This is a genomic window from Anaerosolibacter carboniphilus (genome assembly GCF_014205875.1).
In the GTDB taxonomy this organism is placed as follows: Bacteria; Bacillota; Clostridia; order Peptostreptococcales; family Thermotaleaceae; genus Anaerosolibacter; species Anaerosolibacter carboniphilus.
In genome coordinates, this window is sequence record NZ_JACHEN010000009.1 from 100,118 (window position 1) to 115,481 (window position 15,364).

The window sequence follows — 15,364 nt, forward strand, 5'->3', positions numbered from 1 at the left end:
TGATATTTCTCCTTCCTTACATTTTAAGTGGATAGTATTTAGCAACAGCTACTCGCCCTTCTTCTATAAAGTATCCTTGAAAACCGGGTCTAATCGCAGAGATACTGTTAATAATATCGTTAAGAATATGGAAATACGGGGTATGAATGATTGAAATAAGGCTGGATTCTGTTAGTGTTAACGCTATTTGTGCGCTGTTCACAATTCTTAAACCACAAAAGTGGTAGAAAATTAAAGGACTGTTATTTACGTATACTGAACTATTCTGAATGCTGAACTTAAATTTTGACTGATTCCATGGAGCAATATTTACTCCGGGTGTTTTTATTTCTGATACTCCACTAAATATATGGGGCATCAAATCCAGGTACTTTTGATCTCCGAATTTTCCATTTTCTGTTCTGTCGTAACACCAAATTAAGCAGTTTTCCTTCCACCATCTCAAACAATTCTCACTTGTTGGGCTTCTTCTGAAACTTATAAATCCAGAATTGTATCTGCCACAGTCATTTTCAGCATGTCTAAGATGATCAACAAAATCATGTATCGTCAATAAAATATCGGCATGGGGTGCATCAAAAAATATTGCTGCAGGGTCTGAGAAAAAACATAGGTCCGCATCTAAATACGTAACCCTGTCAATATGAGGGTATCTGTCGAGTATAAACTGTAAAAACACTGGCTTCATTGTCCAGCAAAATTCATTTGCCCTTCTCTCAATTTTCTTTTGAATCAAGCTTTCTTCTGCTATTTCACTTATATGAAACACAGTAGTATCCACCAAGTTCAATTGTTTTAATATGGAATATGCATCCTCATCAATACATAAAATATACATATTAAATTTCATAGCTTTGACATTATGGATTAAAGAACGGTACAATGCAATTCCTTGATATAATCTATCTTTCGTCAGAATAACACAAAATCCATTATTCATCGCAATCCTCCTTCAAGTATTAAAGCAATTGTTAAACTGCCTCCCTATTCTCCATTCTCCCTCTCTATTTCGATTGCCTAAGCTTTTTACCCCTGTCCACTACATACTATGTCCATGCCTATGATTGTGTTCAAATTTATTGTCAACAGATCATTACAGCAATCTGCTGTATAATGCTTCCCATTCGAAGTAGTTAGGAAATCTTGATAAGGTTTATTCTCATCCCTAAACAATTGGCGTATATAAAAAAAGTTCTATCACATTTATATGAGAAAATTTGTATGCCACATCTCATCAAGCATAATATAATAATGTAGAGGAGGGAGAGAATAATGAGCACAGTTATTATAAATCCACAAGTAGAGGTGGCCCAAGTTAGTCTCGCTGAGCCCTCTAGAGTATTCGGCATGCGCAAAAGCATGCACCTTGGAAGAACGGATTTTAAAAAAATCTATCGTATGCTTTTTAAATTTCCAATTTCTATGATCCCCCATGATTGTGTCATCTTAAAAGCTCTACTTAAAATTTATGTGCAATATACAGGCTGCAATATTCTAAGTTCCTTTGCGCCCTATGCATTACAAGAGGATTGGTCTCTATTCACGCTTAATTGGAACAATCAACCTGCTTTTTATACAATGTTAACTGGAGAACCCAGGTATTTAAGCAGCGAAGGCTTTTATGCTTTTAATATTACAAAGCTTGTCTCCATGTGGTATAACAATGAAATTCCTAACTATGGACTCATTATTAAAAATGATGAAGTGCAAAATAAAACAGCAAAGCAAATCAATGCTATAACAAATTCTGTTTTGGCCCCTATGGTGGAAATAAGCTATGTTCCTAAATGTGAAACACAGGTTATTCCTACCCATTTCATTTCTCAAGTGGAAGAACTGAATACCGATGAACTTTATTCTTTTTCTTCCGCCATTAACACATCTCTTACAAAAACAATTACCTATCATATTGAAAATCTAGGAAATACTCCAGTGGAAATATTATTGCAGGTAAGTGCAAATCCTATTAATTTTATAAATGATAGCTCAACACCAAAAATAATAGCCCCTCACGAACTCGTTTATGCCATCCCCTATACATTTGCCAAGTACCTTAGAATTGCAGCAAAAAATATACATCCAGGAGAGACGTCAAAACTCAAAATATGGTATCAAGCTCAAGAATAATAGATTTGTTTCATACTGTAGAACAAAGTTGCCTATCGGCAATTTGTTTTCGCTAGGAAACCCTAGGTTTCCTTCGACGCCTGCAATGCAGACTGAGCACCTTCCTGAATACGGCAAAGGGGCATCCCCTCTGCACACCCCATATATAGGAAATTGAAAAACATAATTTCCTATATATAAAAAAGGCACCTGTGTGCCCTTTCTTCATTTATTAAGAATTATCCTCATTTTTATAGGAAATTTTTTTAATAGGTCTTCTTAGCTCAAAATACTTCAACAGAAGCATTGTTCATTTTTTCTAAAGCTTTCTTCATCATTCCTAAACCTTCTAGATCAATTTTATCAAAAAGCTTTATGGATCTCGTAAACTCTTGATACGCCATCTTATAAAATCTATGCTTATAATAGAGCTTCGCTAATTTTAATAGAACTTCATCATGTTCAATCAGATTCAAAAGCTGCAGGGATTTTTCAAATATTTCAGGGTCAGCGGCCTTAATAAGAATATCTAATAAATCGAAAATAATATTCAAAAATCCTTCAGATTCCTTTCTCTTATCGCTGATAGGCATCATCATCTTCCCCTCCAGAATATCCTTAAGTCCATAATATATCATTCTCCTATGGTTATTTTCAGGATTTCTAAGTATATTGAGTAATTGAACAGCGTTACGCATGTTGAGGCTCAGTATTTTACATAAAGCTTCCATATACACAGCCTCTTCATAAAGCGCTCCTTCTTTTATTTTTACAAAGCAATTGTATGCCTTATCATATTCTTTTAGATATAGTTGGCACATGCCCTTATGATAAGAAATTTTTAGATTATTATTAATGAATTCTTCTGCTTTTGAGAAATACTCATATGCAATAGTATATTTTCTTTGTTCAAAAAATACATTTCCAAGAATCATATAATCCTTTCCATCCAAGTCTGTTCCCAAAAAGTCTTCTGCCTTTGACTTGATATCATATATGTCTCTTTGTTTGTCGATTAGTATCTTAACAATCATATGGAGAGGCGCAGCATACTTTGGATTTTTATGAAGAGCCATCATGGAATAATGATAGGCTTCGTCGAAGTCTTCAAGATCATAATAGATCTGTGATAAAGTATGAAACGTCCTATAACTTTCTACGCCTGCCAAAAAATTTATATGCGGTGGAGATTCCCCCATGTTTATGCACTGATGAAGTGACTTTATAGCCAAAAAGGTCTTTCCTTGCAGGTAAAGCAAATTTGCTCTCAGAAAAACTAAGTCTGTAAAATTCGGATAATATTTCAGGCCTTGCTCTATTGTTTTTAAGGCCTCATCATACTTTCCCAATTTCTCACAAACCATAATCATCTTAAAGAATAATTTGGGAACATAAATTTCATTCGATGTGCACTCTTCTAAAGACTTTTTGTAACAATCATAGGCTTCATCATAATCGCCAGCTTCATAAGAATCATTCCCTAGGCTATAGTATTTTTCAGGCGCTAATTTATCTTTACCAATGTTTTGAACATCTTTCTTTTTGTTTATTCTCATGTATTGATTAAAATTTATTTGAAGTTTTGGAATGAATGCAGCTTCTTGGGCATCCTTACTGTAGAAACCCACTAGATTATTTTTATTTTCATCTACTGCCTTTATGATTAGTCCATAGTTTGGATATTTTCCAGAATACCAATCACTAAACAGCTTTGTGATATCGACTTTTATATAGGTATTTATTTCATCATTTATCGTGAATATCTTATATAATTCTTTATCAAAAGCTGGCGTATTTGCATAATTCACCCTATTTTCATCAAAAATCTCTGTAACCCGATAGACTTCAAATTCCTTTGCATCAGTGGTTTCATCATTTCGAATCACATACAAGAGCAGTTCAACCTTTTCGACAAGCCCATGACCAGACAGAGTTGGAAGATCAAATTGTAATAGGCTCCTATATATGGAATGATTCATATACTTCCCAATGAAAAGGGCATAATAGTCACCATAATTTTCGTATGCCATAGCACTATTAATTGTGGTATCCTTCATAGGTATCCTTTCAATTATTTCTAACATATTCACCACTCTCTTTTACTTTTTTATATCGATTGCATCCCTTGCCCCCACGGGCTAGATCTATTGAATTTCTCATCATCTCTAGCCCTTCCTTATCAATTCTATTAAATATATTTATGGAGCGTATAAACTCCTGATATGCCAGTCGATAATATCCATGACGATAATACAACTTAGCAAGCTTCAATAAAACCTCATCGCTGTCAATAAGATTTAAAAGCTGTAATGATTTTTCAAATATCTCTGGTGCTGCAGTTTTTATCAGATCGTTTAATATCATAAAAATGATGTTTACATACTGTTGGGATTCCTCTTTATTATCACTAACCACAGGATAAGGCAGATCAGCTGCTAAGTTCCTGAAAGCTTCATATATCTTATTTTTCTTCTTGTATTCAAAATTTGATGCAGTCTGAATTAGTCGATCAGCATTCTCTGTATGATTTGAAAGGATTTCACAAAGAATCATTTTATAAGCAGCCTCTTCATAACACTTTCCTTCTTCCACTTTTTCAAACCAGTGATAGGCTTCTTGATAATGTTTAAGATAGAACTGACTCATCCCTAAATTATAGTATATATTTTGATTTGGCTTCATTTGTTCACAAGCTTTTAAGAAATAATCAAAGGCAATATCATACTTTCCAATACTAAAAAATATCTCTCCAAGCTTTGCAAAAGCACCTGCATTTAATTTTTTACCAAAAAATTTCTCCAACGTAATCTTTGTATCCTGGATCTTTCTTCCACTTTTCATTAGATTCTCTGCAATTCGATGAAGTGGCATATAAAAACTGGGTTTGGACTTTATTGTTTCTACATAATAATGGTAAGCTTCTTCATAGTCTTCTAACTCAGAATGAATTTCCCCCAATGCATAATAGGATCTGTAGCCTTCCACTTCATTTATATTTCGCAGTTGTAAAGGAGCGGATTCCATTGTTAAACACTTTTTAAAGCCTTTAATCGCCAATGTATATTTCTTTTGTTTATGAAATAGGCATGCCTTTAAATATTCTAAATCTACGAATTGGGGATAATAGGTTAGACCTTCATTTAATATTCTCATTTCTTCCTCATACATTTGTAACGCATCTAAAGTAGTAATCAGCTTGAATAATAGCTTTGGACTATGAGCAAGACCAGGCATAAAATCCTCATATGCTTTTTTATAATATTCTAGCGCCTTTTCATACTTTCTTAGTCTTAGATATTCACTTCCCATATTGAATAAATGGAAGTTATCTCTAGGCTGAGCCTCCAAAAGTATCTCTAAAATCTTCATATTTCTATTGGGCTTATTTTTTTCTGTAGCCACTACATCTAAATATCCATAATGGTAAACTGTTATTTCTTCTATTTTTACCTTCCCTCTATCAATCATTTCCTGATTGCAATTGCAGATCTGCTCATGAATAGCTCCTGTATACTGATATCCTTTGTGATTTCTTATGAGGCGAATATTTAAATTACTAGCCGTATCAACCCCTGGACTACTTCCCACATAACTCAAGGTGTGAAAAAGATAGATATCGATGGCATCATTATCCAATAATGAGCAGATTTTTTCTCTATCTGAAGAATTTATCTCTTCATCCGCGTCCATTGTCAAAATCCAATCTCCCGTTGCCTGCAAAAATGCGAAGTTCTTTGCATCACTGAAATTGTCATTCCATTGATAACAAAATACTTTGGCTCCATAACATTCTGCAATCTTAACAGTATCATCTGTAGATCCCGTATCCACAATAATGATTTCATCAACGATATCTCTTACACTTTCAATACATCTGGGAAGGTTTTTTTCTTCATTTTTTGCAATCACACATAAACTTAACAACAAGTCCATCTCCCCCATCATATTTGTAGCTATCGGAATGAATCCGATAGCTACATGACATCTTAATTATGACCTTGGAAATAAGCCACTGCTGAAGCTGTAGCAGTCCCATTATTATTGGTTAAGATTAATCTTGTATACTTGAGATATTTTTGAGGCACCAATACGGAGATACCATTTGTTGTAATGCCTGATATACTGGCTGCATCATCGACATAATAAGCATCTGAATCAATTGGAGCAATTTGCACTTGCGCATCAATGGTTGCTGTAGATGAAGTATTCCTTACATAGAATGAATACATGTTCTTTTCAGATGTGAGCGTAGTTAGAACTGTAGCTACACCACTAGCTGCTAAAGCCACTGTCGCAACATTCTCAGCAAAATCATTGCTAACGATTTTTACATCTACTGTATCTGTAATATGGGCGATTGTTCCTACACTTGCCAAATAGTCCACTGTATCTACAGAGGATACATTCGCTACCTCATTTACCGTATCTACAGATGCTACATAGTCTACTGTGTCTACTGAAGACACATTTGCTACTTGATCCACGGTATCTACCGAGTTCACATTCGTTACTGTACTTACAGATGCTACGTAATCTACAGTATCTACTGAAGATACATTCGTTACTGTACCTACAGATGCCACATAGTCTACTGTGTCTACCGAGGATACATTTGCCACCTCATTTACTGTGTCCACAGATGCGACATAGGTAATCGTCTCAATACTTCCTATAATTAGATTTCCATTTCCATCGACTGATATAGGTGTTGCAACACCACCATTACTGCCGTATATCTGTGTTTTCAGTTCATTTGCTACATTATTAAACACTATATTATTAGGCATTTTTCTCCTCCTCTCCCTCTTTTATCAAGGATCGTAGTTGTCTACTAAATCCCAGTACATTTTATGTAAAACAATTGAAAGTGTGTCCAAAACCCACACAGGAAATATACTGTATTAGAGGGTTTTCTTAAAACAACAAAAAGGAGAGGAATGTATGAAAGGCATCATTTTGGCGGGAGGAACCGGTTCAAGGCTATATCCGTTAACCAAGGTTACCAATAAACATTTACTGCCAGTAGGTAAATATCCCATGATTTTTTATTTGATTGCTAAAATGAAGCAAGCAGATATAGCAGATATGATGATTATCACTGGGAAAGAACATATGGGGTCCGTAGTAAATCTATTAGGCAGTGGTCATGAATACGGAGTTAATTTTACCTTTAGAATACAGGATCAACCCGGGGGAATCGCGCAAGCACTAGGACTGTGTGAAGAATTTGTAAGTCAAGACAAATGTGTGGTTATGCTTGGAGATAATGTATTTCAGGATAACATCGCTCCCTTTGTTAAGGATTTTGAAAAGCAAGACAGAGGAGCAAAAATACTGATCAAACAAGTGGAAGATCCCAGAAGATATGGTGTTGTGGAGCTCGAGGATCATAAAGTTATAGGAATTGAAGAAAAACCGTCAAATCCCAAAAGTAATTATTGTGTTACAGGAATCTATATGTATGATCACCGCGTATTTGATGCAATCAAAGCCCTAAAACCTTCTGGCAGAGGCGAGCTTGAAATTACAGATGTGAACAATTGGTATGTAAAGGATGCTTCCTTAACCTATGATATTTTGGAAGGTTGGTGGTCTGATGCCGGTACTTTTCAGTCTCTACAAAATACAAACTTATTGGCAAAGGATATGAATCTAGATGAAATATTAAGCAGGAATTATAAAGTTAGTAGGTGAAATCTTCATGAGAGTATTGATTACAGGAGGAAATGGCCAGTTAGGAAGCATGCTCATGCAGCTATTGGCTGAAAAGCAATGTATATTAGGAGAAATCGATGCAATCTATAAAGATTGTGCAGTAGCCTGTACAAATAAAACTACATTAGACATTACAAATCTATGGGATATAAAAAATTGCTTTATGAAATTTAAACCTCATGTGGTAATAAACACTGCAGCCTATACCCATGTTGATCATTGTGAATCCAACATAGACCTATGCTTCAAAGCAAATTCCTTAGGACCTAGAAATCTAGCCATTGCCTGTGAAGAAATACAGGCAAAACTCATTCATATATCCACGGATTATGTCTTTGATGGAAAAAGCAACATTCCATATAGAGAGTTTGACTTACCAAATCCCATAAATATTTACGGTAAGTCCAAGGCACTAGGAGAAGAATACGTGAAACAATTTTGTTCTAGATACTTTATCATCAGAACCAGTTGGCTCTATGGATATGAAGGGAAAAATTTTGTGAAAACAGTTGTGAAAGCAGCGAAAGAAAAGAAACTGCTCCATGTTGTGGCCGATCAAATAGGAACACCAACAAATGTAGAAGATTTAGCCTATCATCTCCTACAATTAGCTGTTACGGATGAGTATGGTATTTATCATTGTACCGGTGGTGGTGAATGTAGTTGGTATGAATTTGCAAAAGCTATCACCGAATATGCACAAATTGAATGTATGATACATCCGATCTCTTCTCAGGACTATGATAGTATTGCCCAAAGGCCGCTCTACTCTACCTTAGATCATATGATGCTTCGTTGTACCATAGGAGATCATATGCGGGACTGGAAGGAAGCTTTGAAAGAATTTATTTTAAACTTAAAATGACAGGAGGATTTTATGAAAACGTATCTGGTTACAGGTGGTGCAGGTTTCATCGGCTCCAATTTTATAAGACAATTACTAAATAACCATGAAAATATTCGGATTATCAATGTAGATAAGTTAACCTATGCTGGTAATCTAGAAAACTTGAAAGAGATAGAAAAACACCCCCATTATCAATTTATACAAGGAGATATATGCGATCATAAATCCATTTTAAGTATATTTAAAGAAAATGATATTGATTATGTAGTAAACTTCGCAGCAGAATCCCATGTAGACAGGAGCATTAAGGACCCTATGATTTTTGCTCAAACAAATATATTGGGCACCGTTAACCTATTAAATATTGCAAAAAAAGCATGGGAAATCGAAAATGGATTTTTATCTGGGAAAAAATTCGTCCAGATCTCCACAGATGAAGTCTATGGTTCTCTAGGGGCCACTGGATATTTTACCGAGGATTCCCCTCTAGACCCCCATAGTCCCTATTCTTCCAGCAAAGCCTCCGCTGATCTAATGATCAAAGCCTATTATGATACCTATAAGATGCCTGTAAATATCACTCGTTGTTCGAATAACTACGGTCCATATCAGTTTCCTGAAAAATTAATTCCCCTCATGATCGACTGCTGCTTCCATAAAAAACCCTTACCGATTTATGGAGATGGCTTAAATATCAGAGATTGGCTTTACGTGGAAGATCACTGTAAAGCCATTGAAGCAGTCATAAAAAATGGAACCCCCGGTGAAGTATATAATATTGGCGGAAACAATGAAAGGACCAATAATTACATTGTAAAAACCATCCTTCATTATGTTCGTGAAAATATTGATCCTACTGTCACTGAGAGTCTTATCACTTATGTGGAGGATCGAAAGGGGCATGATAGAAGATATGCTATAGACTCTAGTAAAATCAAGAATAAACTGGGATGGAAGCCAGAAACAAATTTTGAAGAAGGCATTATCAAAACCATACAGTGGTATATTGAAAACAAAGAATGGATGAATCATATCGTTTCTGGTGAATATCAGCATTACAAGTATAGATAAGACTAGATTCCTGTCATTCTTTGGCACCCATTGCTTGTATACCGTTCTGTATCGATAGTATGATCAATAAATGTTGAAAATCTTTGGAGGTAACTATGAATAAGTTTCAGTTTACAAAAACGCCCATAGCGGGACTATATGTAATTGAACCAAAGGTCTTTCAAGATGAAAGAGGCTATTTTATGGAAACTTATAGTCATAAAGAATTTGCAGAAGCTGGACTGAATACGATATTCGTCCAGGATAATCAATCAAAATCAAAAAAAGGAGTCCTTAGAGGTCTCCACTTTCAGAAGAAGTATCCTCAAGATAAACTGGTAAGAGTGCTAAAGGGTGAAGTTTTTGATGTAGCTGTAGATCTGAGAAAAGACTCCGCAACTTTCGGTCAATGGTATGGATGTGTTCTTAGTGAAAAAAATAAAAAGCAGCTTTATATCCCTAAAGGCTTTGCCCACGGATTTTTGGTGCTTTCTGATGAAGCTGAATTTATATATAAATGTACAGATTTTTATCATCCTGAAGATCAAAGCGGAATCATTTGGAATGATGCAGATATCGATATTCATTGGCCATTAGATCATATTGATGAAGTTATATTATCTGATAAAGATAAAAATTGGCTAAGCTTTAATGAATATCAGAGAATGCAAGAGCAATATTTAGCAGAACATTCCTTCAAATACAACAAAGAGAAAACGGGTGAAAATATGTGCAGAAATCGATAAATTATTGTCATGACTATTTTGTTGAATGAACTTTTTTTCATAATATATTGATGAGGAATGATAATCAATGAAAACCAGCATCGTTATATTAACCTATAATCAATTACATTACACCAAACTCTGCATCGATAGTATTCGAAAGTATACTGAGCAAGGAGCTTATGGAATCATTGTTGTAGATAACCATTCTACCGATGGTACTGTGGAATGGCTCAAGACACAAGAAGATATTCAGGCGATATTCAATGATGAAAATTTGGGATTTCCCAAAGGCTGCAATCAAGGAATGAAAATAGCCCAGGGAGACAATGTCCTTCTTTTAAATAATGATGTTATTGTTACACCCAATTGGCTTTCCAATTTAACAACTTGTCTATATAGCGCAGAGCATATAGGAGCTGTGGGTGCCGTTACGAATTCTTGTTCCAATCACCAAACCATTCCATTCACTTACAAAACCCTAGAGGAATTGATTCCTTTTGCTGAAAAAAACAATATCTCGAACAAGGATCAATGGGAAGAAAAGCCGAGATTAATTGGATATTGCATGCTCATCAAGAATGAAGTTGTTGAAAAAATAGGTTTTCTGGACGAAAGATTTTCACCAGGAAACTTTGAAGATGATGATTATTGCTACAGGATTCGTAGGGCAGGATACAAATTATTATTGTGCAAAGATGTGTTCATACATCACTTTGGGAGTACATCATTCGGCAAAGACCGCCAAGAATTTGGTGATATTCTTGCCATCAATCGAAAGAAATTTATAGATAAATGGGGATTCGATGCGTGGTCTCCTGCCTATTTAGATCATGATTCACCTCATTCCATTCATGAACCCACAACTAAAGAAACAGATATGAAGACAAGAAACACAATATCTTCTGCAGATGAAAAAATACAGTCACTGATAAATAACAAAAATATCTGCTTTATTACCCTTGTAAATGATGAAAAAACATATGAGAAAGCATTATATCATATGAATCGGCTAACTATTCCTGAAGGCTACAATGTAGAGATCTTATGTATCAAAAACGCAAAAAGCATGGCTGCAGGATATAATCATGGGATGAAATATTCCGACGCCAAATATAAAGTCTATTTGCACCAAGATGTCTCCATCATCAATAAGGACTTTATAAAGGATTTTTTGACCATCTTTGAAAAATATCCGAGCATAGGATTGATGGGAGTAGCAGGTTCAAAAACGATCCCCTCCAATGGAATATGGTGGGAATCACCTCAGCGATATGGCCAAGTATATGATAATCATACTGGACAAATGTCGTTATTGCGATTTAACGATGTAGAAAATGAGTATGTGAAAGTAAAGGCCATTGATGGCCTATTGATGATTACCCAATACGACATTCCATGGCGCGAGGATCTCTTTGATGGATGGCACTTTTACGACATCTCTCAAAGCATGGAATTTCAGAAATCAGGATTTGAAGTGGCAATTCCAAAACAGGTAACATCTTGGTGTATCCATGATTGTGGCATTGTTAATGTCCAAAATGGTTATGAGAAATACAGAATAACTTTTTTACAGGAATATGGTCAAGAACTATGATTTCAATTTTGTAGTTCCATTAAATATAATCTATATTGCTTACAAGGAGTGAAATCCATTGGATGATCATCATGTGGTCTGTTTTTCATGCTTGACCCCTTACCATGTTTTTGTATCCTATATTTTATCTAAGACTGTATATAAACACCATTACAAAGTAATCCTATTCTCCGACCACTATCATCGAGAAATATATCAACGTGCACTGAAATTAAAGATTTGGGATAAGATAATTTTAGTCGAAGAGAAAAATAAATCATTGGATTTTATCTATCAGCAGCTCAATCAAATCGATCTTAATCATATTGATGTATTGCATTATTTCTCATGGGGTTCTATTTTTCAATTGCTTTTAATAGACTGTATACCCAATCATATAAAACTTATTATGACAGATGAAGGCGTAGGAACTTATTATATAAAGGAAGCAGTAGATCATTGGAAAAACAAGTATTCTCCCCATCGTAACCCCATAGATTTCCACAAAGTTTCAGAAATCTGGTTGTTTGACAAACGTCTCTATGTCAGCAGTCTAGAGAAACCACTAAAAGATATTGACTTTAAAAAATGTCTTGAAGAGAACATAAAGTTCGAATTATGCCGTGAATTAAATATACTTTTCGGTTATGCCCATGAAAAAAAAGACTGGGATATCTTGTTCTTTGATCAACCCCTCTCTCTTGCCCATATAACATCTATCGCTGAAGAAAAAAATTTACTGATGCGTATTGTGGAAGCAGGAAAAGATTATAAGCTATTGGTTAAGAAGCATCCCACTGACCATATTAATAAATATGCTGGCTTAAATCTAAATATTTTACAGTGTAGTGATATTCCTTGGGAGATTGTCTATTTAAACGAATATATTCAAAATAATTCTATTATGCAAAATAAAATATACATGACATATAATTCTACAGCCCTATTGAACACTCGTATTCTCTTTAAAGACTTAGATAATTCCAATCGATTTTTAGTATTAAACAAATTATTAAGCAAGTATACTGATACATCTCAAGCAAATTCATTACTGAAAAAATATTTTGAAAAATTTAAAGAGTTTTATGGGAATAACTACTATGAACTCGAAACCCTGGAAGAACTAGAAAGTATTTTACAAAATTAATAGAATAAGCTCGCCCTTTCTATACCATGGGTGAGCTTATTTCATCAGATTCTATAATGTTATCTATATACCTTACAATACGTTCTACGCCTCTTCCATCCACTAATTTCTTTCCTCTCTCGCTCATATTTTCTCTTAGTTTATGGTCTTTCATAAACACCTTAAACTGATCCAAAAACATGGTTGCTTCTAATTGATGAAACCATCCCAGACTGATCACATACCCTTTTTCATGCATTTTTTCTACCAGAAATTCCTGATTATCTGCCATAACAAAAGCTAGAGTTGGTACCCCACAAGCATTAAGTTCATACAAAGTAGTGCCTCCTGCCGAAATGGCCACATCTACTTGATCCATTATTTCTGAGATACGGCTTATATTTTCGTGCAAAATAACACACTCATTCTGAAGTTCTATTTTCTTCAAATCCGTTACATGGGTAAACAAATTTCCTATAATCACATGGATTTTCAGAGATGTTAATTCCGTATCAGACAAAATTATGTCTAAAAACTTTAAAACGATCTGATCGGGGTCAGAACCACCAGTAGTGAGCATTACGCTTCTCACATTCTCGTTTATTTTCTTTTTGGGCAAATCCCTAAATTCTTCTCGAATCAAATTATACATTGGTCCTAACAACAAATGCTGATCTTCTGAATATTTTTCATAATTTATATAGGTACTGGTGATGTTTCCGTTAATGATGATATCCACTGGATAGATGAATTTTTTAAGATCATCAATATAGACTAATTTTTTCACATGACGCTTGATCTTTAAAAGATAATCTGCACTAATATCATATTTATCAATGATGAATACCTTTATATCTTCTGCCTGTACGATTTTAATAATATTATCAGCTTCTTTTTCCAGATCCGATCCACTATGGGAATATGGACTTTCATTTTCTAATCGAACCACTTCAAATCCTTCCTCTATGATTTTTACAATACCTGCTGCCTGTTTACAGATAAAGAATATCCGCTTCCCGCTTCTTCTAAATTCTCTTGCTAATGACAAGCATCTCATTATATGACCCATCCCAATGCCAGGTCCACCATCCGTTCGAATTGCTACATTATACATATCTGCATTTCCTTATGATTCATATTAAGATCTTATCATATTCCATTCCAGCGGTGTTCCCCTTTGTATATCTTTACTGGCCCGTTTTCCTAATGTCTCCTCAAAATACTTGGGTGCCAATCCAAATGCAGGCCTAATTACCCTTATATTCTTATCTGAAAATACATCTCCTGCCTTTATATCTTCTACTACAAAGATCGATCTTCTAAAAATTCTATTTGTTTTTTCTCTATCCGATACCTCAAAATCTACTTTTCCTATGGCAGTTTCTGCAGCTCGTATATCAGCCACCATATTTTTAAACTCGTGGGGCTCCATAGAAAAACTTGAGTCTGGATTTTCAACCTCTCTGCTAATGCAAAAGTGTTTTTCAATAACCTTTGCACCCAATGAAACGGCTGTTATTGCAGCGACTGATCCCATAGAATGATCTGATAAGCCTACTGATACCCCAAAAGTATCTCTTAAATACTTCATGGCACTTAAATTCATATCTGCCGGTACAGCAGGATATGCGCTGGAACATCGGAGTAGGCATAGTTTATGATTCCCTTGATTCTTAGCCGTATTCACAGCTTCCTCTATTTCGTCCAAGGTTGCCATCCCTGTTGATAGGATCATTGGCTTTCCTTTTGATGCAATATATCGAATCAATGGTAGATCATTTAACTCAAAGGACGCTATCTTATAAAAATCAATCCCTAAACCTTCCAAGAAATCCACTGCTGTTTTATCAAAGGCAGTCGATAGAAAATCAAGTCCTAATTTCTCAGCTTCTTCCTTTAATCTAGCTTGCCAATCCCATGGAGTATATGCCTTACCATATAATTTATATAAATTCTCGCCCTTCCATGTGCCATTTTTGATCTGGAAATACTCATTGGCACTGTCTATTGTCATTGTATCAGGCGTATAAGTTTGAATTTTTATACAATTTGCTCCAGATTCTTTCGCTGCATAGATTATATCTAGTGCTCGTTGAATGTCTCCTGCATGGTTTGCAGACATTTCTGCAATGACATAACAGGGCGTGTTTTCTCCAATGATAATTTTATCCTTTATTTTTATTTCATCATTCATATTATCTACCCTCATCATCACTTAA

Annotated in this window: 13 protein-coding genes; 7 read left to right on the forward strand and 6 right to left on the reverse strand. The window is 34.9% G+C overall.

Annotated features, from left to right (window positions below):
- Window positions 1-16 precede the first annotated feature (16 nt).
- Window positions 17-940, reverse strand: a complete 924-nt coding sequence (locus HNQ80_RS08795; RefSeq protein ID WP_184310258.1) for a putative nucleotide-diphospho-sugar transferase — start codon at window positions 938-940, stop codon at window positions 17-19.
- Between the two features lie 332 nt (window positions 941-1,272).
- On the opposite strand from HNQ80_RS08795, the gene HNQ80_RS08800 reads away from it, so the two are divergent.
- Window positions 1,273-2,127, forward strand: coding sequence for a DNRLRE domain-containing protein (locus HNQ80_RS08800; protein WP_184310260.1), 855 nt, complete (start codon window positions 1,273-1,275; stop codon window positions 2,125-2,127).
- A gap of 263 nt (window positions 2,128-2,390) precedes the next feature.
- Here the strand turns inward: HNQ80_RS08800 and HNQ80_RS08805 are convergent, their stop codons facing one another.
- From HNQ80_RS08805 to HNQ80_RS08815, 3 genes are all read right to left on the reverse strand, one after another.
- Window positions 2,391-4,190 (reverse strand): DNRLRE domain-containing protein, encoded by a 1,800-nt coding sequence (locus tag HNQ80_RS08805; protein WP_184310262.1) that lies wholly within the window; start codon window positions 4,188-4,190, stop codon window positions 2,391-2,393.
- Entirely contained in the window at window positions 4,174-6,015 is a 1,842-nt protein-coding gene (locus HNQ80_RS08810) for a glycosyltransferase (RefSeq protein WP_207726927.1), read from the reverse strand. Before HNQ80_RS08810 ends, HNQ80_RS08805 begins: the two co-directional genes overlap by 17 nt.
- A 77-nt stretch (window positions 6,016-6,092) precedes the next feature.
- Complete coding sequence (locus HNQ80_RS08815; RefSeq protein ID WP_184310266.1) at window positions 6,093-6,893, reverse strand: DUF6385 domain-containing protein; 801 nt, start codon at window positions 6,891-6,893, stop codon at window positions 6,093-6,095.
- Between the two features lie 154 nt (window positions 6,894-7,047).
- On the opposite strand from HNQ80_RS08815, the gene HNQ80_RS08820 reads away from it, so the two are divergent.
- From HNQ80_RS08820 to HNQ80_RS08850, 6 genes are all read left to right on the forward strand, one after another.
- Window positions 7,048-7,800, forward strand: coding sequence for a sugar phosphate nucleotidyltransferase (locus HNQ80_RS08820; RefSeq protein WP_184310268.1), 753 nt, complete (start codon window positions 7,048-7,050; stop codon window positions 7,798-7,800).
- 7 nt (window positions 7,801-7,807) lie between these two features.
- Window positions 7,808-8,686, forward strand: a complete 879-nt coding sequence (rfbD, locus tag HNQ80_RS08825) for a dTDP-4-dehydrorhamnose reductase (protein WP_184310269.1) — start codon at window positions 7,808-7,810, stop codon at window positions 8,684-8,686.
- A gap of 12 nt (window positions 8,687-8,698) precedes the next feature.
- Window positions 8,699-9,739, forward strand: coding sequence for a dTDP-glucose 4,6-dehydratase (gene rfbB, locus HNQ80_RS08830; RefSeq protein WP_184310271.1), 1,041 nt, complete (start codon window positions 8,699-8,701; stop codon window positions 9,737-9,739).
- Between the two features lie 95 nt (window positions 9,740-9,834).
- Window positions 9,835-10,464, forward strand: coding sequence for a dTDP-4-dehydrorhamnose 3,5-epimerase (gene rfbC / locus HNQ80_RS08835; RefSeq protein ID WP_184310273.1), 630 nt, complete (start codon window positions 9,835-9,837; stop codon window positions 10,462-10,464).
- Window positions 10,465-10,531: 67 nt separating this feature from the next.
- Window positions 10,532-12,040, forward strand: a complete 1,509-nt coding sequence (locus tag HNQ80_RS25580) for a glycosyltransferase (protein ID WP_207726928.1) — start codon at window positions 10,532-10,534, stop codon at window positions 12,038-12,040.
- 58 nt (window positions 12,041-12,098) lie between these two features.
- On the forward strand, window positions 12,099-13,166 hold the full coding sequence (locus tag HNQ80_RS08850; RefSeq protein WP_184310275.1) for a hypothetical protein: 1,068 nt from the start codon (window positions 12,099-12,101) through the stop codon (window positions 13,164-13,166).
- Between the two features lie 19 nt (window positions 13,167-13,185).
- On the opposite strand, the gene pseG is transcribed toward HNQ80_RS08850, so the two are convergent.
- Together pseG and pseI are read right to left on the reverse strand one after the other, a co-directional pair.
- Entirely contained in the window at window positions 13,186-14,259 is a 1,074-nt protein-coding gene (gene pseG / locus HNQ80_RS08855; protein WP_184310277.1) for a UDP-2,4-diacetamido-2,4,6-trideoxy-beta-L-altropyranose hydrolase, read from the reverse strand.
- 24 nt (window positions 14,260-14,283) lie between these two features.
- Window positions 14,284-15,339 carry a pseudaminic acid synthase gene (pseI, locus tag HNQ80_RS08860; protein ID WP_184310278.1) on the reverse strand — a complete coding sequence of 352 codons (1,056 nt, stop codon included), beginning with the start codon at window positions 15,337-15,339 and terminating at the stop codon, window positions 14,284-14,286.
- Between the last annotated feature and the right edge of the window lie 25 nt (window positions 15,340-15,364).